Source organism: Synechococcus sp. HIMB2401 (assembly GCF_042883245.1).
Lineage (GTDB): Bacteria > Cyanobacteriota > Cyanobacteriia > PCC-6307 > Cyanobiaceae > Parasynechococcus.
On record NZ_JBDJKK010000001.1, the window covers coordinates 622,102 to 645,633 of the forward strand.

Here is a 23,532-nt window from a genome sequence, read left to right on the forward strand (position 1 = left end):
GAGCAGGATGGGCCGAGTTGAGTGAGTGATGTGAGGGCTCTCGCCTCCTGGTGTGGTGCCCTGGCGGGTCTGCTGGCCATCCTTATCGGTGGTCTTGTGCCGGCCGCGTTGTTCCTGCCTGCTCCCGAGCCGATCCTTCTCCCCCTGCCGGTCACGTGGCAGGTGCCAGCGCTGCTTCTCTGCGCCATGGTCAGTGGCCCGCGTGCCGGCGTGATGGCCGCTGTTGGCTATCTGAGCCTGGGATTGTTCAGTCTGCCGGTGTTCCATGGCGGTGGAGGGCTGAACTACGTGCTTGAACCGGGTTTCGGCTACCTCGCGGGCTTCGTGCCCGCAGCCTGGCTCACCGGTCGACTGGCGCAGCAGGACGGCATGGATGACCTGCCCAGACAGTCGCTCTGTGCCCTGGCAGGGCTGCTCGTTCTCCAGATCTGCGGGGTGCTGAATCTCGCCCTCGGGGCACTGCTGGGGCGATGGAGCCTTGATTTTCCCGAGCTGCTGATGCAGTTTTCAATCGGTCCGCTACCGGCTCAGATGCTGCTCTGCATCGGTGCAGGATTCCTTTCAATTGTGCTGCGTCGGTTGCTGATCATCGAGCCATGACGAGACCACTTCCACGTCGCTCAACCCTGCTGATTGCCCTAGTGATCGTGGTGGTGGATCAGCTGAGCAAGGCGGCGGCCTCGAGCGCTTTGCGAGAGGGGCAATCCCTACCCCTGCTGCCACATCTGCTCTCGCTGCAATTGGTGCACAACACCGGTGCGGCCTTCAGTGTTCTGCAGGGCTCCACTGCCCTGCTTGGGCTGCTCAGCTTGGGGGTGGGCATCGGGCTGATCCTGTGGATCTGGCGTGAACGGGTGCTGCCGTTCTGGCAGGCCCTCGCCGCTGCTGCGCTTCTGGGTGGAACCGTGGGCAATGGGATCGACCGTTGGCGCCTGGGCCACGTGGTGGATTTTCTAGCCCTCGAACCGATCGATTTCCCGATCTTCAACGGGGCGGATGTCGCCATCAATCTCGCCGTGCTCTGCTTTGCCATCGACCTCTGGACCCGCCGGGGGGACAGCAGCCTCCGTGACAACAGCCTTCGTGACAACAGCCGTGGCTGACCCAAACTTGCCCTGAGGCTGGTGTGACGCAGGCATGAAACGCCAAACCCGGTTGCTGATCGGTCTCGCCGTTGCCTTTATGGCACTCGTGCTGATCGGCGCTGCCGTTCAGACCATCCGCAGCCTGCTGTGGGATCTGAGTTACTTCCTGCCTCCCTGGTTGCTCACGCCGGTGCTGCTGCTGGGGTTCGCGCTGGTGGCCACCCTGGCGGTGCAGGTGGGTTGGCCGATGTGGAAACGCCTGAAATCACGCCCAAGCCAACACCCACGCCAAGCCACCCCGGCTCCACAGAACCGGCGGGATGCCGCGACCACCAGCCTCGGCCATGTGGATCGTCTAATCGAACGCATTCAGGACGACATCAGTCGCCGCAGCCTTCAGAACGAACGCGACCGGGTCGCCGAGGAACTGAAGCGAGGCGATCTGGTGGTTGTGGTGTTCGGCACTGGATCCAGTGGCAAGACATCACTGATCCGTGCCCTGCTAAATGAAATGGTCGGCGATGTGGGAGCGCCCATGGGCGTGACCAAAACCAGCCGCGCCTACCGGCTGCGTTTGAAAGGCCTGGAGCGTGGTCTTCAGCTCGTGGACACCCCAGGAATCCTGGAAGCCGGAGACGAAGGACTCAGCCGGGAGGAAACAGCCCGTCGTCGGGCGGTTCGTGCCGATCTTTTGATCGTGGTGGTGGACGGGGACCTCAGAGCTTCGGAATACGCCGTCGTGACCTCGCTCGCCGGGCTCGGCAAGCGGCTGCTCCTGGTGCTGAACAAGCGGGATTTACGCGGAGTTGACGAGGAGAAAAGGCTCCTGCAGGTGCTTCGCTCCCGTTGCCAGGGACAGCTCAACGCTGCTGATGTGGTGGCCTGCAGCGCCTCTCCTCAATCGATTCCTCAACCCGGCCGTCGCCCGCTGCAGCCGCTGCCTGACGTCAGCGATCTGCTGCAGCGCCTCGCCGTTGTGCTGCACGCCGAGGGGGAGGAATTAATTGCCGACAACATCCTTCTGCAGTGCCGATCCCTCGACAGTCGCGGGCGTGACCTGTTGAACGACCAGCGGTCTCGGGAAGCCAAACGCTGCATTGACCGCTACAGCTGGATGGGAGCGGGGATTGTCGCTGCCAATCCGCTGCCAGGGGTGGATCTGTTGAGCACCGCAGCGGTGAATGCCCAGATGATCCTGGAGATGGCCAAGATCTATGGGGTCGAGATGTCCCGTGATCGCGCCAAGGATCTGACCCTGTCCCTTGGACAGACCCTGGGCAAGTTGGGCATCGTCAAAGGTGCCATGAGCTTGCTGGGCACCAGCCTGAGCCTGAGCTTGCCCACTCTGGTGCTGGGGCAGGTGCTCCAGGGGGTGGTGACCGCATGGCTCACCCGAATCGCCGGAAGCAGTTTCATGCGCTACTTCGAACAGGACCAGGACTGGGGTGACGGTGGCATGCAGACCGTGGTTCAACAGGCCTTTGAGCTCAACCGACGGGAACTCTCACTGCAGCGCTTTCTGGCCAGTGCCATGCGGCAAGTGGTTGAACCGCTTCAGCAGTCGGCGGCGGGACGTCTTCCCCCCCGGCCAGGGCCTCAGCAGGAGGGGGAAGCATCGGCCCCCGGGCATCCAGAACGGTGATCAGAAGCAGATAGAGCACACCAATCGCCACGGAGATCGCCCCAGTGACGATGGCAACCCAGCGTGAACCCTGCTGCTGTTCCGGCATCGAAGCGTCTCAAACGATGGCGATTGTGAACGATCAGGCTGGAGCCAGCGATTCATTCAGTCGTCCCGACAGGTCGCTGAGGTGCTGAGCCGTGGTGTGGGGGTTTCCAAAAACCGCCTTGAGGCAGAAACGGTCGCCATAGAACGGTCGCGACAGCATGTAGCCGTGAGACAGCAGCATTTGCCGGGTGTCTTCACTCCAACGGCCGGCTGCAGCAGCATCTCCATGTTTGGGATGAAAGGCCAGCAGGTGCAGGTCACCCGCCAGCAACGTGAACTTCTCCGGGTCCAATTGGGCTGCGAAGGCGGTTCGCCGTTGCAAAGCTCCGCTGAGCGTTGCTTCGATGCCCGCCTCGCCCAACTGGCGTAGGCCCAGCCAAAGCTTGAGGATCTCCGCAGGTCGGGTGCCCTGCAAGCCGATCTCCCCGCCGTGATCCATCCCTTTGGGCGCCTCCATGTAGGGCAATCCTGTTGAAAAGGCCTGACGCAGATGGGTTCGATCCCGAAGCAACAGCAGGGATGACGCCTTGGTGATGCCCAGCAATTTCTGGGGATTCAGCGTGATCGAATCGGCAGATTCCATGCCATCCATCAGAGAGGCATGGCGGGCCGTGAGGGCGAACACACCGCCGATGGCCGCATCAACGTGCAACCAGACCCCAGCATCACGGCAGAGGGTTGCCAGATCCGACAGAGGATCAATGGCTCCACGCACTGTGGTGCCGGCCGTGGCCACCACCGCCAGACAAGGCCGCCCCTCCGCTTGCAGAGCTCCCAAACGCTTGGCCAAAGCCTCGAGGCAAAGCGCACCATCCGCGGCCACGGGAAGCGTCTGAAGGGCATCATCCGCCAGCCCCATCACCTTTGCCGCCTTGTTGATCGAGACGTGAGCGTCTTGGCTGCATAGCAGCACAGGATCCCGATGGCTGGCCTTCAACTCCGCCCGTGCGGCCACCAGGGCCATGAGATTGCTCAGGGTCCCGCCGCTGGCCAGCACCCCTCCGGAACCGGCGGGCAAGCCAATCCTGTGGCAGAACCAGCGGCAGAGGTCATGTTCCAGGCCGGTCAGACCAGGCGAAAGCTCCTCGGCCAGGAGGTTGTTGTTGAGACCTGCACAGACCAATTCCGCTGCAATGGACGCGGTCAGCGGGGGCGGATCGAGATGGGCGAGAGCACCGGGATGGGACGGCTGATACGCCCCATCCATCACCTGCTGAAGATCACTGAGCAGCGATTCAACGCTGGCCCCATCAAGCCCTGGTGCCACGTCAGGCAAGGGCCGCATGACGGGGACCGGGCTTGATCGATCAGCGGAGCCGATCCAACGGCAGAGCAGATCCGAACTGCGATGCAGGAAGTTCCTCAGCACCGGGTCTTCGGCCGAGGGGATGGCGAACGGAGCAAGCCGATCCGGTGGGTGCTGAGACTCGGAACAGGCTTGCAACGGAGACCCGTGAACTGCACCGATCTTCGCGTCTCGTGGGATGGTGCTCAAAGGACAACGTGGAACAGCAGTGGATCAGCGGGATGAGTTCACTCGCTGGATGGATGTTCTGCTCCAGCGCGCGGAGGAGGCTGGAGCGGAAGGAGAAGTTCCGGTGGCCGCAGTGATCCTGGATGGAAAGGGCCGAGCCATCGGCCATGGGCGGAACCGGCGCCAGAACGACAGGGATCCCCTCGGGCATGCCGAACTGGTGGCCTTGCAACAGGCAGCGATCGTTCAGAACGACTGGAGATTCAACAGCTGCACCCTGATCGTCACCCTCGAACCCTGCCCCATGTGTGCGGGGGCCCTGGTGCAGGCCCGCATGGGAACCGTGATTTTTGCGGCGTCAGATCCCAAGCGCGGTGGCCTGGGTGGAAGCCTTGACCTCTCCACCCATGCCAGTGCCCATCACCACATGAACGTGATTCAGGGCGTGCGCGAACCCGAGGCGAGGGAGCAGCTGGAACGCTGGTTCAGGCGGCGGCGGCGACGGAACCGCTGAAGCGAGGCAGCTCTGTCTCAAACAGGTTGAGCAGACGGTTCACGTTTTCAGGGGTGGAGTTGTAGCCCATCAGGCCGATGCGCCAGATTTTGCCGGCAAGGCTGCCGAGTCCACCACCAACTTCAATGCCGTGGTTGTTGAGCAGGTGCTGACTGAAAGCCTTGCCATCCACACCTTCAGGGATGCGAACTGTGGTGAGGGTGGGCAGTCGGCGCTCGGCCGGCACATGCATCGAAAGGCCGAGACTTTCCAGCCCGTTCCAGAGCATCTCCGCATTGCTGCGATGGCGTGCCCAGGCCTGGTCGAGACCTTCTTCAGCCAGGAGACGCAGGGCCTCACGCATGCCGAAATTCATGTTGACCGGCGCGGTGTGGTGATAGACGCGATCGCTGCCCCAGTACTGGTTCAACAAGGAAACATCCAGATACCAGTTGGGCACCTTGCCCTGACGGGCTGTCATCTTGGCCTCAGCACGGGGGCCCATGGTGAAGGGTCCGAGACCGGGAGGGCAGCTCAGGCCCTTCTGGCTGCAGCTGTAGGCAAGATCGACTTTCCACTCATCGATGTAGAGCGGAACGCCCCCCAGAGAGGTGACGGTGTCGAGCAGCAGAAGGCAATCATGCTTCCGGCAGAGGTCGCCGATGCCCTCCATGGGTTGGCAGACACCCGTTGAGGTTTCGGCATGGACCATCGCCAGGATGGCGGGCTTGTGCTCAATCAGGGCAGCTTCCAGCTCATCGAGCGAAAACCACTCACCCCAGGGTTTTTCAATGGTTTTCACCTCAGCGCGATAGCGGCCGGCCATGTCAGCCAGTCGCAGGCCGAAGTATCCCTTCACCGCCACCAAAACGGTGTCTCCAGGCTCGACGGTGTTGGCGATGGTTGCCTCCATGGCAGCACTGCCGGTGCCGCTCATCGGAAGCGTGAGGCGGTTGTCGGTCTGCCAGGCGTAACGCAGCAGTTCCTGCACTTCGCCCATCAGATCCACATAGAGAGGATCAAGGTGACCAATCGGGGTTCGCGACAGAGCCTTCAGAACTGTTGGATGGGCGTTGGAGGGGCCTGGTCCAAGCAGGAGGCGGTCGGGTGTGCCGATCGGTGCAAAGGCTTTGCGGTGACGATCGTCAACAGAGAGGAGTGAGTTCGTCGTCGCCAAAGCCCTGTTCATTGGTTCGAGTGTTGAGCCTACGCAGTCACGCCCCTTGAAAGGGGTGAGGGAGGCTTGATTGCAATCTGTTCAGGTCTTGCGTTGAGCGTGCTGGATCAGCGCTGGCGCACATTGGTTTCACCCAGGCCCTTGGCCAGGTGATCGAACGGCTGAAGAACGGTGGCGAGCTGATCGGATGCAGCACCGTTGGCCAGAAGCATCTCGGAAACAACCTCTCCCAGCAGAACGATGCTGCGGACCGTTGGGCCGGTGGGAACGCCGAGACTCTTGTAGGTGTCGTCGAGTCCGTTCAGCACACGCTCATTGAGGATCGTGCTGTCACCGGCCACCAGGGCGTAGCTGGCGTAACGCAGGAAATAGTCCATATCCCGCAGGCAGGCGGCGAGCCGACGGGTGGTGTAGGCGTTGCCGCCAGGCAGCAACAGGTCGGGTTCATCCCGGAACAGGCGCTGGCTGGCCTCACGCACAATCTCGGCCGAGGATCCGTTGATCAGCTCTACGGCCTGAATCCGCAGTGCAGACTCATCCAGATACACATTGATGCTGTCGATCGCCGGGCGGTCGAAATAGCGACCCAGCTGGTCGTAACGACCGATCAGACCGCTGATTGCATCGCGCATGTCCCTGAATCTCCAGAGGATCCCCAGCGGAAGCTAACACCGTTGAGGCGGGCAGATCCTTTGGCATGCCTGCATTTCAGCCAAGTTGACAGAAACGGTTACGCAGTCGCCTTCCAGCAGCTGAAACGTACCCCTTGATACAAAATGGTGTCTTGTGGCTGTATACGGTCACATCACTGCACAATTCAGTCGAGCAGTCCCTTCTTATGTCGAAATCCCCCCAGGACGTCCTGCGCCAGATCAAGGACGAAGGCATCGAACTGATCGACCTCAAATTCACCGATCTGCACGGCAAGTGGCAGCACCTGACGGTGTGCACCGATCTGCTGGAGGAAGAATCCTTCACGGAGGGCCTGGCTTTTGACGGCTCATCCATCCGCGGCTGGAAAGGCATCCAGGCCTCCGACATGGCCATGGTGCCGGACGCCAACACGGCCTGGGTGGACCCCTTCTACCGGCACAAAACCCTGAGCATGATCTGCTCGATTCAGGAGCCACGCACCGGCCAGCCCTACGAGCGCTGCCCCCGCGCCCTGGCCCAGAGGGCACTGAATCATCTGGCCAGCACCGGCCTGGCCGATATGGCCTTCTTCGGCCCTGAGCCGGAGTTCTTCCTCTTCGACGACGTCCGCTACAACTCGGCTGAAGGGGGTTCCTTCTACAGCGTTGACACGATCGAAGCGGGCTGGAACACCGGACGGATCGAAGAAGGCGGCAACCTCGCCTACAAGATTCAGGAGAAGGAGGGCTACTTCCCTGTCGCACCCAACGACACCGCCCAGGACATCCGCTCCGAGATGCTCCTGCTGATGGGTCAGCTGGGCATTCCCACCGAGAAGCACCACCACGAGGTGGCAGGCGCTGGTCAGCACGAACTCGGCATGAAATTTGCTGAGCTGATCCAGGCCGCCGACAACGTGATGACGTACAAGTACGTCGTGCGCAACGTGGCCAAGAAGTACGGCAAGACCGCCACCTTCATGCCCAAGCCGGTCTTCAACGACAACGGCTCCGGCATGCACGTGCACCAGAGCCTCTGGAAAGGCGGTCAGCCCCTGTTCTTCGGCGAAGGCACCTACGCCAACCTCTCGCAGACGGCACGCTGGTACATCGGTGGCATCCTCAAGCACGCCCCCGCCTTCCTGGCCTTCACCAACCCCACCACCAACAGCTACAAGCGTCTGGTGCCCGGTTTCGAAGCCCCGGTGAACCTCGTCTACTCCGAGGGCAACCGCTCTGCCGCCGTGCGGATCCCGCTCACCGGCCCGAGCCCGAAGGCCAAGCGCCTCGAGTTCCGCTCCGGCGATGCCCTCGCCAACCCCTATCTGGCCTTCAGCGCCATGATGATGGCTGGTCTGGACGGCATCAAGAACCAGATCGATCCCGGCGATGGCGAAGATCGCGACCTGTTCGAACTTCCGGCTGAAGAGCTCTCGAAGATCGCCACGGTCCCCGCATCCCTCAACGGTGCCCTGGAAGCATTGAATGCCGATCGCGGCTTCCTCACCGCTGGCGGTGTGTTCAGCGACGACTTCATCGACAACTGGATCGACCTGAAGTACGAGGAGGTGCAGCAGCTGCGCCAGCGGCCTCACCCCCACGAATTCACCATGTACTACGACGCTTGATCAGCGCCCGTGCATCCCACGACCCGCCTCCAAGGAGGCGGGTTTTTTTGTGGACTGCTGGCCACGCGATTGTGCGCCTCATTCGTTGGAATGGTTCCGTTGTCTGAATCCGCGATGGCGTCAACGCCCCTGAGCAAGCTTGCGTACCAAACGCTTCAGCAAGGCAAAAGCATCGCGGGCCTGGCCCACAAGGAGCTGAGCACCAAGCTGATGGAGCTGTTGGCGCCAGATGCGGTGCCGAAAACCGAGCCCGTGTCCGCCGAAGTTCTTGGAGAGCTGCAGCTGGATATGAGGAAACTCCAGGAACAGGACTGGCAGGACGCCGAACAGGGGATCTACCCCGAGCAGTTGTTGTTTGATGCACCCTGGCTCGACTGGGTCAGCCGCTACCCGCAGGTTTGGATGGATCTTCCCTCCACCTGGGATCGACGCCGCGAGCGCAATGTGCGGGATCTGCCCAAGGAAACCGAAAAAGCGCTCTACCCCGAGTACTACCTCCAGAATTTTCACCATCAAACCGACGGCTACCTGAGTGACCATTCGGCTGGTCTTTACGACCTGCAGGTGGAGATCCTCTTCAATGGCACCGCCGATGCCATGCGACGCAGGGTTTTGGCTCCCCTGAAACGCGGCTTGAAGCACTTCGCAGACCGTGCTCCGGGTTCCCTCAAGATTCTCGATGTGGCTACCGGCACCGGCCGGACCCTGCAGCAGATCCGCGCCGCCGTTCCCCACGCGCAACTGATCGGAACCGATCTCTCCGAGTCGTACCTGCGTCAAGCCAACCGCTGGCTGAATGACGGCGATGCATCGCTGGTTCAGCTGATCCGTGCCAACGGGGAATCACTGCCCTTGGCTGATGAATCGGTTCAGGCCGTCACCAGTGTGTTCCTGCTGCACGAACTTCCGGCGGACGCCCGCCAAAACGTGCTGAACGAAGCCTGGCGGGTGCTTGAACCCGGTGGTGTATTCGTGCTTGCCGACTCTGTGCAGATGGCCGATTCAGCCAAGTTCGCCTCCGTGATGGAGAACTTCAGGCGCGTCTTCCATGAGCCTTACTACCGCGACTACATCGGCGACGACATCGACGCCCGCCTCTCAGCTGCAGGGTTCGAAGGCATCACCGCGGAAACCCACTTCATGACGCGGGTCTGGTCGGCACGCAAACCCATCCCAGAGGCCAGCTGAGGGGATTCCCTGACAGCGTCCCTTGCATGAACGGCTGCGAGCCATAGGGTGTGCTGAATCCCGAAGGGAACGTCATGACCAATCCCTTCAGGCTGCGTTGGCTTCAGGGCTGGACATTCCAGGTGGTGCTGATGGAAGGCCATGTGCAGGTCGAAGCCCATGGGTTCGGCATCCGCCTGCGCACGGCCGTGATGCCTGGGGAAAGCCCTCAGGCTGCAGCCGATCGTTTGGTGTTGTCTGAAGATCGCCGCAGGCGAGCCATGCACAATGCCTGGCTTCGCGGTCAGGACATGGCACAGCCCGCGGGGGTTACACCCACGAAGGAATCGGCACCGGCCTCGAATTCGCTGGTAGTAGTTGGCCAGGCCCATCGACAACGGGTGGCCTGATCTTCTGATGCGTTCAAAGCTGCGCCAGCAGCCAGGCCAAGGCAAAGCCGGCTCCACCGAAGCGTAAGAATCTCCAGAAGCGCTCACCAGACACGGGGGAGAAGGCCCAGCCCACAGGCCGTTGCGTGATCAGATTCGCAGCAAGTTTGCGGCGCTGCAGCCATCGCCGCGCCGCAACACCCGACCGGGCATGGGCCTGACATTGCCCTTGCAACACCAGCCGTGAGGCATGGTGCAACCAACGCAGTTCACGAACGCGTCGTTGGCCTTTGCGCTGTTCCACGCCATTGCACCCACATCAACCGAAACTAGATCGATCTGATGATTCAGGGATGACTTCACCTGACGCCCCATGGCCCAACTCCGCTACAGCCAAGGCGGAAGAACTGCACCAGTTGCTCCGCATCGGCGATCGCGACTGGCATCAGCTGAAGAGCAACCGACAGCGGCGTGGAGCTGAGTTACTAGCAGCAGCGATGGTGCAACTGCTACGCCAAGGGGACAGCGCCGACGTGGAGAACCTGACCCAGCAGGCACTGGGGTGGTTCAAAGGAGAGCTGAAGGATCCGGGCTGTCCGCGTCACTGACGGGCCGACGGCAGGCCAGCTGCAGGCGATTCCCCCGGCGGCTCCAGCGCACATCATCAAAACATTGATGGATCAGGAACAACCCACGCCCGCTGGGAGCATCGAGAGCCGGCGGAAGGGTAGCTGTGCGGGACTGTTTTGGGAGACCGCAACCCTCATCCTGAACCTGCCAGACCATCCAGTTGGGCGTGAGGATGCGCCGAACACGGAGCTTCTTGGCGGGGTTCTCGGCATTGCCATGGCGAACGGCATTGACCAGGGCTTCATGCAACCCCAGCTCAATCCGCTGACTGGTGAGAACACAACCGACGGGCTCGGTCAGCAGCTCCAGCAGAGGAGCCAGCTGCAGGGTCGACGGCAAGGTGAACTCAGCCCAGCGAAACCTCTTGGACGGCACAGTGGGGCCCGTTGACGTCGGTGTTTCGAACTTACCGTTGATGGGAAGCCCCGTCAGGATCTGCGGGCCACAAGTGCCGGATGATTCAAGAGGGAATCCATCAGGCGAACGCCACGGAGCTGATTGATCAACGGCATGTGCCCTTCTGGAGCCTCGATCGACCAGGTGAAAGCACCGGGATAACGCGTCCAGACGCCATCACATTTCCAGCCAATCCGGGGCCAAAGGCGTTCGTAACGCCCATCGAGGGCTGACAGCAACTGGGACTGGGCTGTGAAGCCGAAGCGACCTTGGGAATAGACCGTCCAGAGGCGATCAAGACTGACCAGATCAACGCCTGACATCGGCGCAACTTCTGTGAAATAGACGTAGCCCCGTTTCACGGCGGCATCACCGGCCAATTCACGCAGGCACTGGCTGGTGACGCGATCCGCCTCTTCAAAGTTCTGATCGAGCAGCTCCTGCTGCAGCGGTCCGTAATCCAGGCCAACCCCGGAATCAGTGGTCAACCAACCTCGATCGGACGACGGGATGAGAGCGGTGACTGCATCGGGATGGTGGCGCTGCAACACCTGCAAGATCCAACCTGCAGCCCAGTCATCACCGGCGGGGTCAAAGCCAGAAAGAAGGTCTGGGCCCACCGCAGCCATCTCGTCGGAGCGGGTTTCGATCTGCTTGATCAGCGGACGTCGCTGGCGAGGTGTTCCCTTCGCGAAACGATCCAGCAGCTGATCAACGCTGAGTTTGGTGGCGGGTGTGGAACCGGAGAGCATGAGTCGCAACCGGCCCCAACTGGCTCGGTGTTGGCCCACTATGTCAGGCATGGGCGAGACATGTTCAATCGAAATCCAGCAGCTGCGCGAGCTGAAGGGACCCTTGGTGGACGTGCGCAGCCCCGGCGAATTCGAGAAAGGCCACTGGCCAGGGGCCATCAACGTGCCGCTGTTCAACGATGAGGAGCGCGCCGCTGTGGGCACCACCTACAAGCAGCAGGGACGCACATCAGCGATTCACCTGGGGCTTGAACTCACCGGCCCCAAGCTCAGCAACCTGGCCCGCCAATTGGACAACCTGCGGCAGCAGGGGGAACCACGGATCTACTGCTGGCGGGGCGGGATGCGGTCAGCCAGCGTGGCCTGGCTTGCCCAGCAGATCGATCTCAAGCCAAGGCTCCTTCAGGGGGGCTACAAGAGCTATCGGCGCTGGGCCCAAAGCCGCTTTGAGCAGAACTGGCCCCTTCGCGTGATGGGAGGCCGAACGGGAACAGGGAAAACCGATCTGCTGTTGGCCATGGCCGCGCGCGGTGCAGCCGTGGTTGATCTGGAAGGGCTGGCCAACCACCGCGGCAGCAGTTTCGGCGGTCTGGGTCTGCCGGATCAACCCAGCACCGAGCACTACGAAAACCAATTGGCTGAGGCCCTGGATCAACACCAACGCCGTGGGGCCACAGCCATCTGGTTGGAAGCGGAAAGCATCCAGGTGGGCCGCTGCCGAATTCCCAAGGCCCTTTTCGATCAGATGCAAGAGGCCCCTGTGCTGGAGATTCAGCGCGACCTCGGGGAACGGGTGAACCAATTGGTGCAGGTGTACGGCCACCAGGGGGGAGCCGCTCTGGCTGAGGCGACCGAACGGATCAGCCGTCGCCTGGGGCCCCAGCGCACCAAGGAAGCCCTCGAGGCGATTGCCAGGGAAGACTGGGCCACCGCCTGCCGCGCCACGCTCGATTACTACGACCGCTGTTACGACCATGAACTGGCGCGATCGCCCAAACGCGACACAATCGATCTCTCAGGGCTCAGCGCTGATCAAGCCGCCGAGACCTTGATCGACGGCGGGTTTGTTGAAATCCCCGATTAAGATCGCCCTCATCGACGGTTCGAGAACGGCATGAGCAAAGCGGCGATTCAGTTCTTTCGGGGAGTCAACGAGCCGGTGGTGCCCGACATCCGCCTGACCCGCAGCCGCGACGGCCGCACCGGTCAAGCCACCTTCCGTTTCGAGCAGCCTGCTGCGATTGCTCCCGAAACCATGGGTGACATCACCGGAATGTGGATGGTGGATGAAGAAGGCGAAATGGTCACCCGCGAAGTGAATGGCAAATTCGTGAACGGCACCGCCAGTGCCCTTGAAGCCGTTTACTCGTGGAAGTCCGAACAGGACTTCGAGCGTTTCATGCGCTTCGCCCAGCGCTACGCCGATGCCAATGGCTTGGGTTATTCACAAAGCCAGGATTCCAATCAGACTGAAGGGGCCGACGACCAACAAGCTTGAGACTGCCCCAGTGGCTGTTGCTGACAGCCTTCATTGCAGCCATCGTTCTGCTGTGGTCGCTGCGTGAGCTGCTGCTGCTGATTTTTGCGGCAGTTGTTCTGGCCATGGCGCTGTGCACATTGGTGGGCATTCTTCGCGAGCGGCGGCCGATGCAAAGGCCCCTAGCCCTGCTGCTCTGCATCGTTGGATTGTTGTTGTTGGTCGCCGGTGCGGCAGGTGTTGTTGTCCCCCCGTTTCTCGAGGAATTCGCACTGCTGTTGCAGAAGCTGCCCGAAGCGGGTCAGACCCTGGTGCGGCTGGGACTCGGTTGGATCGACAGCATCAGTGAGGCCATCTATGGGGCCGATGCATTCCCCGACCTGGATCAACTGGGCCTGAACGGTCCACGCCAACTTGTGCCCGACAGTTCATCCCTCGCCGCTGGTGTGGGCAGTGGCTTGCTGGGTCTGCTCGGTTTGGCAGGCAACCTCGGCAACGGCGTCCTGCGGCTGTTGTTCGTGGTGGCGGTGGCTCTGATGATCAGCATTCAGCCCCAGGCCTATCGGAATGTTGGCCTGCAGTTGATTCCCTCCTTCTATCGACGCCGGGGGCGTCGCATCCTGGATCAGTGCGGTGCTGCCTTGAGCAGCTGGATGGTGGGTGTGTTGATCAGCTCCCTGGCCGTGTTTGTGCTTTGCAGCATTGCGTTAACGCTGTTGGGCGTGAAGCTCGTTCTGGCCAATGCACTCCTGGCAGGGCTGTTGAACGTGATCCCCAATGTGGGGCCAACCATGAGCACGATCTTCCCGATGGCGGTGGCTCTGTTGGATGCCCCCTGGAAGGCCGCTGCGGTGCTGGGTGCCTATGTGGTGATCCAGAACATCGAGAGTTACGTGATCACACCATCGGTGATGCACCACCAGGTGAAGCTGCTGCCCGGATTGACTCTGGCGGCTCAGTTCCTGTTCACACTCCTGTTTGGCCCCCTCGGCCTGCTGATGGCGCTGCCTTTGGCGGTGGTGCTGCAGGTGATCATCCGTGAAGTCGTGATCCACGATGTGTTGGATCGCTGGAAACGCCTGGAGCCGGTTCGATGACCGCCGGCACGTTTCTCATTGCACTCACCTTGGTGGTGCTGGTGCTGTTGCTCTGGCACCTGCGTTGGGTGCTGCTGGTGCTCTTTGGTGCCGTGGTGGTGGCCGTAGCCCTGGATGTGCTGATTGTTCAGGTTCAGAAGCGAACCCCACTGGAGCGGCCCCAGGCCCTGGCGGCCGTGCTGGGGATTTTGATCTTGGCCGGGGGGCTGCTGGGGCAACTGCTGGTGCCGGAACTGATCAGCCAGTTTCAGCAACTGGGAAGGGATCTGCCGCAGTTGGTCAGCAAGGTGTCCGACCTGCTGAGCAGTGAGCCGCGTCTGGCGCAGCTGAATGACGCTTTGGGGGAGGGCCTCAATCTGAAAGGACTTCAGCCGTTGCTGGGGTTCGCAGGAGGTGCAGCGAACTCGCTGATTCAACTGTTCTTGATGGTGCTGCTCGCGATCCTGCTGGCCTTGGATCCAAGCGCCCACAGGCGCATGGTGGTGGCCATGACGCCCCGACCCGCCCGGGAGCGGATGGAGCACCTGCTGGACGAATGCAGGCAAGCGTTGGGGGGTTGGCTCAGTGGCATGACCCTCTCCGCCAGCACCGTTTTTCTGCTCACCTGGGGCGGCCTGTTGCTGCTGAAATCACCCCTGGCCCTGTTGAGCGCCCTTGTGTGTGGGCTGCTCACGTTCGTGCCGACCATCGGGCCTACGGCGGCAACGCTGCTGCCCACGGGATTGGCCCTGCTGCAGTCGCCGCAATTGATGCTGTTGGTGCTGGTGTTCCGGCTGGTGCTGCAGAACCTGGAGGCATTTCTGCTCACACCATTGCTGCTGCGCAAAACCGTGAATCTGCTGCCAACGGTGGCTTTAACGGCTCAGCTCAGCCTTGGCGCTCTACTCGGGCTTCCGGGCGTGCTGCTGGCCCTTCCTTTGGTGGTGGTGCTTCAGGTGTTGATGCAGCGGGTGGTGGTGCAGCAGATCATGGACCGCTGGGCATAAACCCAGCCATGAGGCCTGTATCCGCACGAACATCCGGTAGCAAGGGTCACACCTGAGACCCGACCTGCATGCGTATTTTCACGGAGTCGTGAGAACGACGCGTCGAGCCTTGGGACTCTTGGGAGAGGGTCCCATTTTTTTCGACTAGATCAGAGCAGCTGACGCCGCTTCTTTTCCCTCGAATCACGCTCCCGCTCAACCGCTTGCCAATAGGCCGCAGAAACCGCGACCTCCTGGCCACGCTCAATCTTGTTCAAGCGCGTCTTCAAAGCCTCAACCTCAGCTCGCAAGCCGAAGACCACCTCGCTGAGACCAGGATTCAACTCCATGGAACCTGAGCAACCAATTGAGTAGTAACTCAGCCTTTACAGGCCATGACGTTCACTCCGATACCAAAGAAGCCAGCTTGACGCTCTTCAATCCAATAATGTGTCCAAGAGGTCGTGAGACGAGCGGGCTTGGACGTCATCTTCAATTTCTCCCGTTACGAGGAACTGAGGCAGGCCGTGATGCAGCTGGTTCGCGAGAATCTTGACCCCGATTTGCTGCAAGAGGAAGCCCACGATCTGTTCGAATCGTGGTGGGCCTCAACCCACAGCCAGGGGCAGTGGAACGCCGAGGTGAAACAACGCACCTGGGATTCGATCTGGCGGGAATTCGGCAACGGCCCCAAGCGCTAACCGAAACGACGCCAGAGAGAGCCGGAACCCAGCAAGACCACCACAGCAAGCTGATGATGCCGAATGGCATAACCAAGCCCTGTGATCGTGAACTGATCACTGAGCAGCAGAACTTCGGTGCGCAGATCAGCCAGAGCCAGCAGGATCAACAGAATTGGAAACCAACGGGCCGAAACAGCACGGCGTCTCCGCTCTGAATTACCGCTGGATTTAGTCACGGGAGCGGTCCCACAGCGTGAGCAATGAGGGCGCCAGGGCGATGCTCGACCAGGAACCAACAACAACCCCGAGGGCGAGGGCGATGGCAAACCAATACAGGGTTGCTCCACCGAAAAACACGAGCGCCAAGAGAGGCAGCAGGGTGGTTCCGCTGGTGTAGAGGGTGCGGGTCAGGGTGGCGGACACCGCTTGATCCACCTGCACTGAAAGCGGCAGGTCGGCAGCATCCTTGCTGCGTTCACGGATGCGATCAAAGACCACCACCGTGTCGTTGACCGAATAGCCAGCAATGGTCAGCAATGAAACCGCAAAGAGGCTGTCCACCTCCAGCTGGAGCACAACCCCGAGCCAGGCAAAAACTCCACAGACGATCGCCACGTCATGGGCCAGCGCCACCAGAGCGAGAAACGCGTAGCGGCGGTCGTAGCGGAAGCTGATGTAGGCCGCAATACCGCTGAAGGCCACCAACAGAGAAATCAGACTGCTGCGCAGCAATTGTCTGCCCAGGCTCGGCCCGATCGTGTCGACCGATTGACCACCGGAGAGGAATGGCCCTGCAACGGGTTCAACCGCCTCAATCACCGCTTGGCCCTGGGCAGCCGACAACGTTGGCAGGCGCAGCAACAACGACTGACCGCCATCCAGAAGCTGAATCCGGGGAGCGCCCAAGTTGGGGAGAGGTTGACCCTCCTCCTGGGGCAGCTCCAGGCTGCGGATCACATCCGAGACCTGAATCGCCTTGAGCTCGGCGCAGGCGTCATCACAGCGACGCTCCAGTTGAATCTGCGTGCCACCGGTGAAATCCAGGCCGGGACGGAGAGGAGCACGAATCGCAGGATCCAACCAGCTGAGCACCAGGCCCAACAGGCTGATCAGAACCACCAGACCAGAAACGAGCCACACCTTGCGGCGCATGCTGCTGAGGGACCAGCGCAATCTGAGGACCGTGGCCGCTTGTGCCGATGACGATGCTTCAGTCATGGTTCAGGCGGTGGGGGAAGGAAGTTGCCCGGTGGGCAGAAAGTTGCTGGCACGACGCAGACCGGCGTAGCCCATCAGGAAACGAAGCAGGGTGCGGGTGCAGGTCAGAGCCGTGAACAAACTCAGCAGAACACCAATGCCCAGGGTCGCGGCAAAGCCCTTGACCAGGCCGGTGCCAAGGAAGAAGAGAGCTGCACAACTGATCAGCGTGGTCAGGTGACCATCGACAATCGATGAAAAGGCCTCGGAAAAGCCTGTATCGATCGAGCGGATCAAGGTGTTGCCCCGCCGCAATTCGTCCTTGATCCGTTCAAAGATCAGCACATTCGCATCCACGGCCATGCCGATCGAGAGGATGAAACCAGCGATTCCCGGCAGGGTGAGGGTGACAGGAATCAATGCGTAAACCGCCAGGTTGAACAGGGCATAGAGGCTGAGGGCCATTACAGCCACCGCCCCTGGCAGGCGATAGGCCACCACCATGAACACCGCCACCAGAGCCAGGCCCGAGAGGGCGGCCACCAGGCTGCGGCGAATGTTCTCTGCTCCGAGCGTGGGCCCGATGGTGCGGACCTCGATCACTTCAACGGGGAGGGGCAGGGAGCCGCCGCGGAGCTTCACCTCGAGCTCACGGGCCGTTTCCGCACTGAAATTGCCACTGATGGTGGCTGCACCACCAGAGATCCCAGCACTTTTGAACTGGGGGCCAACGCTGGCGGCACTGATCAGCTGATCATCCAGAGTGATGGCCAGCAACCGGTCAGTACCGGCAATCGATTTGGTGAGGTCAGCGAAGGCCTCAGCACCCTCACCATCGAAATTGAGGGTCACCTCCCAGCTGTTCGGGTTGTTCTGGAGCGGTTGGCGGCCTGCCGTCACCAGCTGCTTGCCCGTCAGGGCTGACGGCTCAAGCATCGTGAGCAGATCGGAATCAACCTTGTTCAGAAGCTGGCGGAGCTGCTCCTCTTCCGAGCTGGCCTGCCCATCCAGATCCAGAGTCTGCTGGGTTGACTTCAGCTGAGCCAGATCGAGAGGCTCCGGGGTCTCACCACGGCGGATCTGATCCTCACGCAACCTGAGGATCGCTTCCACCTGGGAACGGAGCTGCCTCAGACCTCGGAACTCTGCTTCGGTGTCGGCCTTTTGGGCACGAAACTCCAACAGGGCTGTGTCGCCGAGAACCCGCGCAGCAGCGGAGGGATCCTGCTCACCTGGGAGCTGCAGCACGAGCTGCGACTCACCCACCGTCTGAAGGGTGGACTCAGCCACACCAAGACCGTTGACCCGACGATCGAGCACGGCTTTCACCGCTTCCATCTCTTCGGCACCAACCCGGGTGATTTCTCCGGCTGGCTTCACCTCAACGGTGAGCTGACTGCCGCCCCGTAGATCGAGGCCCAGTTCCAGCGGCGTCCGAACCAAAAACATCCCGGCGGCGATCGCCAGGGCAAGAACAAGGGCAAACCAACCCTGATAACGCGCCATCAACGTCAGATGCCCTTGTTGACCAACGCCTGCGCCGCCTCAACGATCTGATGCGGCTGAATGATCGTGAGGTTCTCGAGAGAACCGTTGTAGGGGGTGGGGATGTCCTGACTGGAAAGACGCACAGGCCGGGCATCCAGATCGTCGAAGCACTGTTCGGTGATCAGCGCAATCAACTCGGCCCCGATGCCGCCGGTCTTCATGCATTCCTCCACCACGATCACTTTGTTGGTCTTGCGGATGGAGCGGCTGATCGTCTCCATGTCGAAGGGCTTGAGGCTGATCAGATCGATCAGCTCAACGCTCACCCCCTCTGCCTCCAGTTGCTCCACAGCCTTGAGACAGTGATGACGCATCCGGGAGTAGGTGAGGATCGTCACATCGGTGCCTTCCTTCACCAGATCCGCCTGGTCGAGGGCACAGGTGTAGTCGCCTTCGGGGAGCTCCTCGCTGAGGTTGTAGAGCAGAACGTGCTCGAAGAAGAGCACGGGGTTGTTGTCGCGAATCGCGGCCTTCATCAGGCCTTTGGCATTGGTGGGCGTGCTGCAGGCCACGATCTTGATGCCGGGGACGGCATGGAAGTAGGCCTCGAGCCGTTGGCTGTGCTCAGCGCCAAGCTGACGACCCACACCGCCGGGGCCGCGCACCACGGTGGGAATGGTGAAGTTGCCGCCGCTCGTATAGCGGAGCATCCCCATGTTGTTGGAGATCTGGTTGAAGGCCAGGAGCAGGAAGCCCATGTTCATGCCCTCAACGATCGGCCGGAGACCGGTCATCGCGGCACCAACCGCCATTCCGGTGAAGCCGTTCTCAGCAATCGGGGTATCGAGCACCCTGAGATCGCCGTATTTCTCCGCCAGATCCTTGGTGACCTTGTAACTACCGCCGTAGTGACCGACGTCCTCCCCCATCACGCAGACGTGGGGGTCTCTCCCCATCTCCTCGTCGATGGCTTCCCGGAGGGCGTTGAAGAGAAGTGTTCCTGCCACGGCGTCACAGTGATCCCGGCCAATCCGGGTGGTGAGGCCAAGCTATCTCAGTCAGCGCAGGGTCAACCGCCCGCCGCGAAGGTGAACAACAACAAAACGGAAAGCAGCATGGCCGGAGACAGCAGCAACGCCAGCTGGCCGAGGTCGTGGGGCGTCATCCAAACCCTGGCAATGAGCGGACGCTAGGCAGGGTTCTGATCGCGAGCCGTAAAGAGACTGCGAAGAAACACCAGGGTCAGGCCAAGGGCCACAAAACCTGTGCTGAAGGTGGCCAGGAAGGACAAACCCACCAGAAGGGTCTTCAGGGTGACGGCGATGTTCTGGGCAATCGGCGAGCTGTAGTGCGGGGGATGAACGGCGAAATACACCACCATCCGCCGACTCAGGCCCAGGGCCAGCCAGGCCAACAGCCCGGCCGTCAGCGCTCCGGAAAGAAAACTCAGCGGACCTTTGCGCGGATCCTGTGGTTCGGGGCTCTCTGGTGTGGGGACATCAGTCATGCCTCGATCCTCACGCCATCGCTGCGAAGGGCGCAAGACCAGGCCTTCAGGCCGGCGCGATCCAGCTGGGGAGTGAGCTGATCCTGCGCCTGGCGGCATGACGCCAGATCGGAAAACAGCGCGAAACAACTGGGTCCAGAACCACTCATGGCCACCGCCAGGCTTTCGGGAACGCTGTTCAACAGATCGAGCGCTGAACGCACCGCAGCTGTTTCAGGAGCAACCACCTCCTGCAGGTCATTGCGCAGGGGAGGTGGCAGCTCGCTGCGCAATGGCTGGAGCCAATCAACGCTGCGCAAGGCTTGCCGTCGTTGTTCAAAAGCCGCCTCGTCAGCGAGGTAGTGGGATTGATTGAGCTCACGGCAACGCTTGTAGGCCCAGGGCGTTGAAACGCTCACCGTGGGGTCTTTGACCAAGAGCACAGCCAGGGGTTGAGGCGTTGGTGGCACTGCTTCCAGTTGTTCGCCTCGCCCGAAACAGAGCTGACATCCTCCGGCCACACAGAAGGGCATGTCTGAACCGAGCTCAGCGGCCATTCGCTCCAGATCCGCGGGGCTGTGGCCCAAGCCCCACAGAGCATTCAGACCAACCAATGCCGCGGCGCCGTCGCTGGAGCCACCAGCCAGGCCAGCACCGATGGGGATGCGCTTCTCGAGATGAATGGACGCCCCCAATTCACTGAAACCCGAACGGTCCCGCAGCAACTGAGCCGCCCGGAGGATCAGGTTGTCGTCGCCGACGCTGAGGCTGGCGTCATCGCAGGTGAGGCTGAGTTGTGCATCAGCGGTGTTCTGAAAGCTCAGGCGATCCGCCAGTTCGATGCTCTGCATCACCATGGCCAGCTCATGGAAACCGTCCGAGCGCAGCCCCAGGACCTCCAGGTGCAGGTTGACTTTGGCCGGGGCCGTCACCGTGATCATGGTGGTTGTTCAGTCGCCCCGATTCAAACCCCTGGCCAGGGCGACCCAGGTGGCGGACGCGAGTTCCTGGGGGCGTTGCTGCAGGCTGAAACCCGCGGAGGCCGCCAGCTCCTTCAAGCGGTCTGGCTCAGCCACACCCGCCAGGGTGTTGCGCAACATCTTGCGCCGGGCCAGAAACGCCTGCTTCAGCAGCGATTCCACCCGAGCGGCCAGAGCCGGCTCCACCCGCTCCGCGGCGGGCAAGGGCTCCAGGCAGATCACTTCCGATTGCACCTTTGGTGGTGGCTGAAAACACCGCGGTGGCACCGGACATACCGAACGGCACCGGGCCAGCAGCTGCATGCGCACACTCAGGGCACTGAAACTGCTGTGGCCGGGTCGGGCACGAATCCGCTCCGCGACTTCCTTCTGCACCAGCAACACAAGCCGTTGGTAGGGCGGATCCACCGGCCGGTCCAGTCGGCCCACCAACCGCTCCAGCAGTGGGCCAGTGATGTTGTACGGAATGTTGGCCACCACCTTGTCGGCGATGCGGCCATCACTCAATTCCAGTGGGGCTTCAAGAACATCGCCCTGATGGAGGCTGAACCCAGGCTGAGCTTCAAAACGTTCCTGAAGACCATCCACCAGATCGCGGTCGAGCTCAATCGCATGCACCGCCTTCAGCCCCGCGGCCAGCAGACGCTCGGTTAACGCCCCGCGACCGGGCCCCACCTCCAGCACCCGATCGGTGGACTGCAGGTCAGCAGCCTCGATGATTCGTTGCAGCACGGATTCGTCCCGCAACCAGTGCTGACCGAAACGCTTGCGGGCGTGATGTCCGGAGAAACCCATGGGTCAACTGTGCATCAGCACAGCCGCTCCACATCAATCCAGCGAATCGTTCGGCGGGACGTCATCAAGGGAACAAGAGCCAGCTTGACCCGGAGTAGCTGCTCAGCTGACGCCGGATGCCCAGCTCTCCAGCAACTGATGGCGCGGGCCATGCGGCGCCGTTTGGCGGAATGGAAGGCATCAAGGCCATGGCGGTCCCGATGCCCCGTGCGACGGCCCTTCACCTCCACCACCAGCAGCTGCTGCTGCTGCTCCAGCACCAGATCGAGCTCGCCCCAGCGGCAGTGCCAGTGCGGTCCAGCAACCGCCATCCCTGCGCTTCCAGCTGCTGCAAGGCCTGCTGCTCCGCCCAGCCACCGCTGCATTGAGACCCCACCGGCTTGAACCCTTACGTCTTGGTTCAAACCATTCCCCCCTGGAACGGTTCTAGGGTTCGGCGATGATGGTTTCTATCATGGACAGACGCTTCACGGCCGTACTGATCTCTCTGGTGGTGTTCACATGCCAGTGGCTGATGCCGGCTCCGGCCCACGCCGCGATGGATGTGGCCAAACAGGTGCTGATCGGTGCCGACTATTCCAACAAGGACCTGCGGGGGGCCACCTTCAACCTCAGCAACCTGCGCGAAGCCAACCTGTCCGGGTCTGATCTGCGGGGAGCCAGCCTCTACGGCGCCAAGCTGCAGGATGCCGACCTCAGCGGCACCGACCTGCGCGAAGCCACCCTGGACGCCGCTGTGATGACAGGCACCAACCTTGAGGATGCCGTGCTGGAGGGGGCTTTTGCCTTCAACACCCGCTTCAGCGATGTGTTGATCACGGGGGCCGACTTCACCGACGTTCCCATGCGCGGGGACCAACTCAAAAGCCTCTGCGCCGTTGCCGACGGAACGAATTCCGTCACGGGCCGCAGCACCCGTGAAAGTCTCGGTTGCGCCTGAACCATGAGTTTTGATCCCCGCAGCCTCGAGCGCCTGCGTGAGTTGGGGCGTCAACTCCCTGCACGCCTGCCGGAACCGGAGAAGCCTGCGTCAGCTCCCAAAGCCAGCCAGGTGCGCCATCGCGTTGAAACGGAGAAGAACCCCGAGGAGCTCTTCCGGGAACTGATGAAGGCCAGCCAGGACGGCACCGTTCCTGAGCACCTCATGGACCGCCTCAAACAGTTGGAGGCCCAACGCAAACCATCGGCTAAACCATCGCCGTTCAACAACAACGACACCACCCCAGCCCTTGCCGCACCAGCGCGCAGCCAGCCCGGACCGGGAAAAAACACCCAGCCGAAACGGCCGAAGGTGGACCCGGGCAGCGAGGAGGAAAGCCTCTACGTGGCTTTCGGGCAGCTGCTGCTCGAGGATGAGGGAGATGACGTTTGAACCCGGCCCGTTGCCGGATTCTTGCGGTGGGCAAAGTGCGTCGTGGCTGGATTCAGGACGGCATTGACCTCTACCTCAAACGCCTGCCTGGGTTGACCATCAGCGAACTGCGCGACAGCAATCCAGACAAGGAAGCCGATGCCATCAGAGCGGCCCTGCGACCCGACGAAACCCTCATTGCACTGATGGAACAGGGCGACACCTTGGCGTCGATTCCCTTCGCGCGACGTCTCGAGCAATTCGGCAACCAACGGCTGGCCTTCGTGATCGGTGGGGCCGACGGTCTGACGGCTGAGCTCAAGGCACAGGCCCAATGGCGCCTGAGCCTTTCACCGATGACCTTCCCCCACGAACTGGCGCGGCTGATGCTCGTGGAACAACTGTTCCGAGCCCAGGCGATTGTTCAAGGCAGCCCTTATCACCGTGCCTAGGGTTCGGCG

31 protein-coding genes are annotated in these 23,532 nt (G+C 61.7%); 16 read left to right on the plus strand and 15 right to left on the minus strand.

Features of this window, described 5'->3' with window-relative positions:
• Positions 1-30: 30 nt before the first annotated feature.
• The 3 genes from AAXE93_RS03810 to AAXE93_RS03820 are packed head-to-tail and all read left to right on the plus strand — an operon-like array spanning position 31 to position 2,727.
• Positions 31-600, plus strand: a complete 570-nt coding sequence (locus AAXE93_RS03810; RefSeq protein ID WP_390128253.1) for a biotin transporter BioY — start codon at positions 31-33, stop codon at positions 598-600.
• Positions 597-1,103, plus strand: coding sequence for a signal peptidase II (gene lspA / locus AAXE93_RS03815; protein ID WP_250396827.1), 507 nt, complete (start codon positions 597-599; stop codon positions 1,101-1,103). The genes AAXE93_RS03810 and lspA overlap by 4 nt, the downstream gene beginning before the upstream one ends.
• Before the next feature lie 34 nt (positions 1,104-1,137).
• Positions 1,138-2,727 carry a YcjF family protein gene (locus tag AAXE93_RS03820; protein ID WP_390128257.1) on the plus strand — a complete coding sequence of 530 codons (1,590 nt, stop codon included), beginning with the start codon at positions 1,138-1,140 and terminating at the stop codon, positions 2,725-2,727.
• Positions 2,728-2,848: 121 nt separating this feature from the next.
• Here the strand turns inward: AAXE93_RS03820 and AAXE93_RS03825 are convergent, their stop codons facing one another.
• A complete protein-coding gene (locus AAXE93_RS03825) occupies positions 2,849-4,258 on the minus strand; it encodes a pyridoxal phosphate-dependent decarboxylase family protein (protein WP_390128259.1) in 1,410 nt (469 codons plus the stop codon).
• A 40-nt stretch (positions 4,259-4,298) separates the two neighbouring features.
• Between AAXE93_RS03825 and AAXE93_RS03830 the strand changes: the two genes are divergently transcribed.
• Positions 4,299-4,802: a nucleoside deaminase gene (locus tag AAXE93_RS03830; protein WP_390128262.1), complete on the plus strand. Its 504-nt coding sequence runs from the start codon at positions 4,299-4,301 to the stop codon at positions 4,800-4,802.
• Here the strand turns inward: AAXE93_RS03830 and AAXE93_RS03835 are convergent.
• Both AAXE93_RS03835 and AAXE93_RS03840 read right to left on the minus strand, forming a co-directional pair.
• Positions 4,774-5,970 (minus strand): alanine--glyoxylate aminotransferase family protein, encoded by a 1,197-nt coding sequence (locus AAXE93_RS03835; RefSeq protein ID WP_186542228.1) that lies wholly within the window; start codon positions 5,968-5,970, stop codon positions 4,774-4,776. The two genes, AAXE93_RS03830 and AAXE93_RS03835, sit on opposite strands and share 29 nt — an antisense overlap.
• Before the next feature lie 95 nt (positions 5,971-6,065).
• Complete coding sequence (locus AAXE93_RS03840) at positions 6,066-6,590, minus strand: allophycocyanin subunit beta (protein WP_115008950.1); 525 nt, start codon at positions 6,588-6,590, stop codon at positions 6,066-6,068.
• A 206-nt stretch (positions 6,591-6,796) separates the two neighbouring features.
• On the opposite strand from AAXE93_RS03840, the gene glnA reads away from it, so the two are divergent.
• The 3 genes from glnA to AAXE93_RS03855 all read left to right on the plus strand — a co-directional run bounded on the left by glnA (position 6,797) and on the right by AAXE93_RS03855 (position 9,795).
• Entirely contained in the window at positions 6,797-8,218 is a 1,422-nt protein-coding gene (gene glnA, locus AAXE93_RS03845; protein WP_114989052.1) for a type I glutamate--ammonia ligase, read from the plus strand.
• A gap of 114 nt (positions 8,219-8,332) precedes the next feature.
• Positions 8,333-9,406 carry a class I SAM-dependent methyltransferase gene (locus tag AAXE93_RS03850; RefSeq protein ID WP_115132541.1) on the plus strand — a complete coding sequence of 358 codons (1,074 nt, stop codon included), beginning with the start codon at positions 8,333-8,335 and terminating at the stop codon, positions 9,404-9,406.
• 74 nt (positions 9,407-9,480) lie between these two features.
• Complete coding sequence (locus AAXE93_RS03855) at positions 9,481-9,795, plus strand: copper-binding protein (RefSeq protein WP_390128266.1); 315 nt, start codon at positions 9,481-9,483, stop codon at positions 9,793-9,795.
• Between the two features lie 13 nt (positions 9,796-9,808).
• Here AAXE93_RS03855 and AAXE93_RS03860 read toward each other — a convergent pair whose 3' ends face one another.
• Positions 9,809-10,078 (minus strand): hypothetical protein, encoded by a 270-nt coding sequence (locus AAXE93_RS03860; RefSeq protein WP_390128268.1) that lies wholly within the window; start codon positions 10,076-10,078, stop codon positions 9,809-9,811.
• A 49-nt stretch (positions 10,079-10,127) separates the two neighbouring features.
• On the opposite strand from AAXE93_RS03860, the gene AAXE93_RS03865 reads away from it, so the two are divergent.
• On the plus strand, positions 10,128-10,382 hold the full coding sequence (locus AAXE93_RS03865; RefSeq protein ID WP_390128270.1) for a DUF6439 family protein: 255 nt from the start codon (positions 10,128-10,130) through the stop codon (positions 10,380-10,382).
• Here AAXE93_RS03865 and AAXE93_RS03870 read toward each other — a convergent pair.
• Together AAXE93_RS03870 and AAXE93_RS03875 are read right to left on the minus strand one after the other, a co-directional pair.
• Positions 10,342-10,779, minus strand: coding sequence for an ATP-binding protein (locus AAXE93_RS03870; protein ID WP_390128272.1), 438 nt, complete (start codon positions 10,777-10,779; stop codon positions 10,342-10,344). The two genes, AAXE93_RS03865 and AAXE93_RS03870, sit on opposite strands and share 41 nt — an antisense overlap.
• Positions 10,780-10,832: 53 nt before the next feature.
• The gene (locus tag AAXE93_RS03875) at positions 10,833-11,552 is read right to left on the minus strand and encodes a GUN4 domain-containing protein (protein WP_390128274.1); all 720 of its coding nucleotides are present in this window, start codon (positions 11,550-11,552) and stop codon (positions 10,833-10,835) included.
• A gap of 40 nt (positions 11,553-11,592) precedes the next feature.
• Here AAXE93_RS03875 and mnmH point away from each other — a divergent pair, with 40 nt between their 5' ends.
• From mnmH to AAXE93_RS03895, 4 genes are read left to right on the plus strand one after another with little or no spacing between them, the layout of a single operon-like run.
• Positions 11,593-12,636: a tRNA 2-selenouridine(34) synthase MnmH gene (mnmH, locus tag AAXE93_RS03880; RefSeq protein WP_390128678.1), complete on the plus strand. Its 1,044-nt coding sequence runs from the start codon at positions 11,593-11,595 to the stop codon at positions 12,634-12,636.
• A gap of 30 nt (positions 12,637-12,666) precedes the next feature.
• Positions 12,667-13,050 (plus strand): photosystem II reaction center protein Psb28, encoded by a 384-nt coding sequence (gene psb28, locus AAXE93_RS03885; RefSeq protein WP_025362320.1) that lies wholly within the window; start codon positions 12,667-12,669, stop codon positions 13,048-13,050.
• Complete coding sequence (locus AAXE93_RS03890) at positions 13,047-14,126, plus strand: AI-2E family transporter (RefSeq protein ID WP_186542223.1); 1,080 nt, start codon at positions 13,047-13,049, stop codon at positions 14,124-14,126. The genes psb28 and AAXE93_RS03890 overlap by 4 nt, the downstream gene beginning before the upstream one ends.
• Complete coding sequence (locus AAXE93_RS03895) at positions 14,123-15,112, plus strand: AI-2E family transporter (RefSeq protein ID WP_390128278.1); 990 nt, start codon at positions 14,123-14,125, stop codon at positions 15,110-15,112. Before AAXE93_RS03890 ends, AAXE93_RS03895 begins: the two co-directional genes overlap by 4 nt.
• Positions 15,113-15,261: 149 nt before the next feature.
• Here the strand turns inward: AAXE93_RS03895 and AAXE93_RS03900 are convergent, their stop codons facing one another.
• Positions 15,262-15,441, minus strand: coding sequence for a hypothetical protein (locus tag AAXE93_RS03900; protein ID WP_115008942.1), 180 nt, complete (start codon positions 15,439-15,441; stop codon positions 15,262-15,264).
• A 129-nt stretch (positions 15,442-15,570) separates the two neighbouring features.
• Between AAXE93_RS03900 and AAXE93_RS03905 the strand changes: the two genes are divergently transcribed.
• Positions 15,571-15,792, plus strand: a complete 222-nt coding sequence (locus tag AAXE93_RS03905; protein ID WP_006850715.1) for a hypothetical protein — start codon at positions 15,571-15,573, stop codon at positions 15,790-15,792.
• Here the strand turns inward: AAXE93_RS03905 and AAXE93_RS03910 are convergent.
• From AAXE93_RS03910 to AAXE93_RS03945, 8 genes are all read right to left on the minus strand, one after another.
• Positions 15,789-16,010, minus strand: coding sequence for a hypothetical protein (locus AAXE93_RS03910; RefSeq protein WP_006851299.1), 222 nt, complete (start codon positions 16,008-16,010; stop codon positions 15,789-15,791). The two genes, AAXE93_RS03905 and AAXE93_RS03910, sit on opposite strands and share 4 nt — an antisense overlap.
• Positions 16,003-16,992 carry a protein translocase subunit SecF gene (gene secF / locus AAXE93_RS03915; RefSeq protein ID WP_390128281.1) on the minus strand — a complete coding sequence of 330 codons (990 nt, stop codon included), beginning with the start codon at positions 16,990-16,992 and terminating at the stop codon, positions 16,003-16,005. Before secF ends, AAXE93_RS03910 begins: the two co-directional genes overlap by 8 nt.
• Before the next feature lie 3 nt (positions 16,993-16,995).
• Entirely contained in the window at positions 16,996-18,477 is a 1,482-nt protein-coding gene (secD, locus tag AAXE93_RS03920) for a protein translocase subunit SecD (protein WP_390128283.1), read from the minus strand.
• A gap of 5 nt (positions 18,478-18,482) precedes the next feature.
• Positions 18,483-19,466 (minus strand): pyruvate dehydrogenase complex E1 component subunit beta, encoded by a 984-nt coding sequence (locus AAXE93_RS03925; protein ID WP_011364166.1) that lies wholly within the window; start codon positions 19,464-19,466, stop codon positions 18,483-18,485.
• Positions 19,467-19,648: 182 nt separating this feature from the next.
• The gene (locus AAXE93_RS03930) at positions 19,649-19,966 is read right to left on the minus strand and encodes a DUF3082 domain-containing protein (protein ID WP_114989036.1); all 318 of its coding nucleotides are present in this window, start codon (positions 19,964-19,966) and stop codon (positions 19,649-19,651) included.
• The gene (gene ispE, locus AAXE93_RS03935; RefSeq protein WP_186495527.1) at positions 19,963-20,886 is read right to left on the minus strand and encodes a 4-(cytidine 5'-diphospho)-2-C-methyl-D-erythritol kinase; all 924 of its coding nucleotides are present in this window, start codon (positions 20,884-20,886) and stop codon (positions 19,963-19,965) included. Before ispE ends, AAXE93_RS03930 begins: the two co-directional genes overlap by 4 nt.
• Before the next feature lie 9 nt (positions 20,887-20,895).
• Positions 20,896-21,720, minus strand: coding sequence for a 16S rRNA (adenine(1518)-N(6)/adenine(1519)-N(6))-dimethyltransferase RsmA (rsmA, locus tag AAXE93_RS03940; RefSeq protein WP_390128287.1), 825 nt, complete (start codon positions 21,718-21,720; stop codon positions 20,896-20,898).
• Between the two features lie 14 nt (positions 21,721-21,734).
• Positions 21,735-22,031, minus strand: a complete 297-nt coding sequence (locus AAXE93_RS03945) for a YraN family protein (protein WP_390128289.1) — start codon at positions 22,029-22,031, stop codon at positions 21,735-21,737.
• 143 nt (positions 22,032-22,174) lie between these two features.
• Between AAXE93_RS03945 and AAXE93_RS03950 the strand changes: the two genes are divergently transcribed.
• From AAXE93_RS03950 to AAXE93_RS03960, 3 genes are read left to right on the plus strand one after another with little or no spacing between them, the layout of a single operon-like run.
• Entirely contained in the window at positions 22,175-22,660 is a 486-nt protein-coding gene (locus AAXE93_RS03950) for a pentapeptide repeat-containing protein (protein WP_390128291.1), read from the plus strand.
• Between the two features lie 3 nt (positions 22,661-22,663).
• Positions 22,664-23,092: a hypothetical protein gene (locus tag AAXE93_RS03955; protein WP_390128293.1), complete on the plus strand. Its 429-nt coding sequence runs from the start codon at positions 22,664-22,666 to the stop codon at positions 23,090-23,092.
• On the plus strand, positions 23,089-23,523 hold the full coding sequence (locus tag AAXE93_RS03960) for a 23S rRNA (pseudouridine(1915)-N(3))-methyltransferase RlmH (RefSeq protein WP_390128297.1): 435 nt from the start codon (positions 23,089-23,091) through the stop codon (positions 23,521-23,523). Before AAXE93_RS03955 ends, AAXE93_RS03960 begins: the two co-directional genes overlap by 4 nt.
• Positions 23,524-23,532 lie beyond the last annotated feature (9 nt).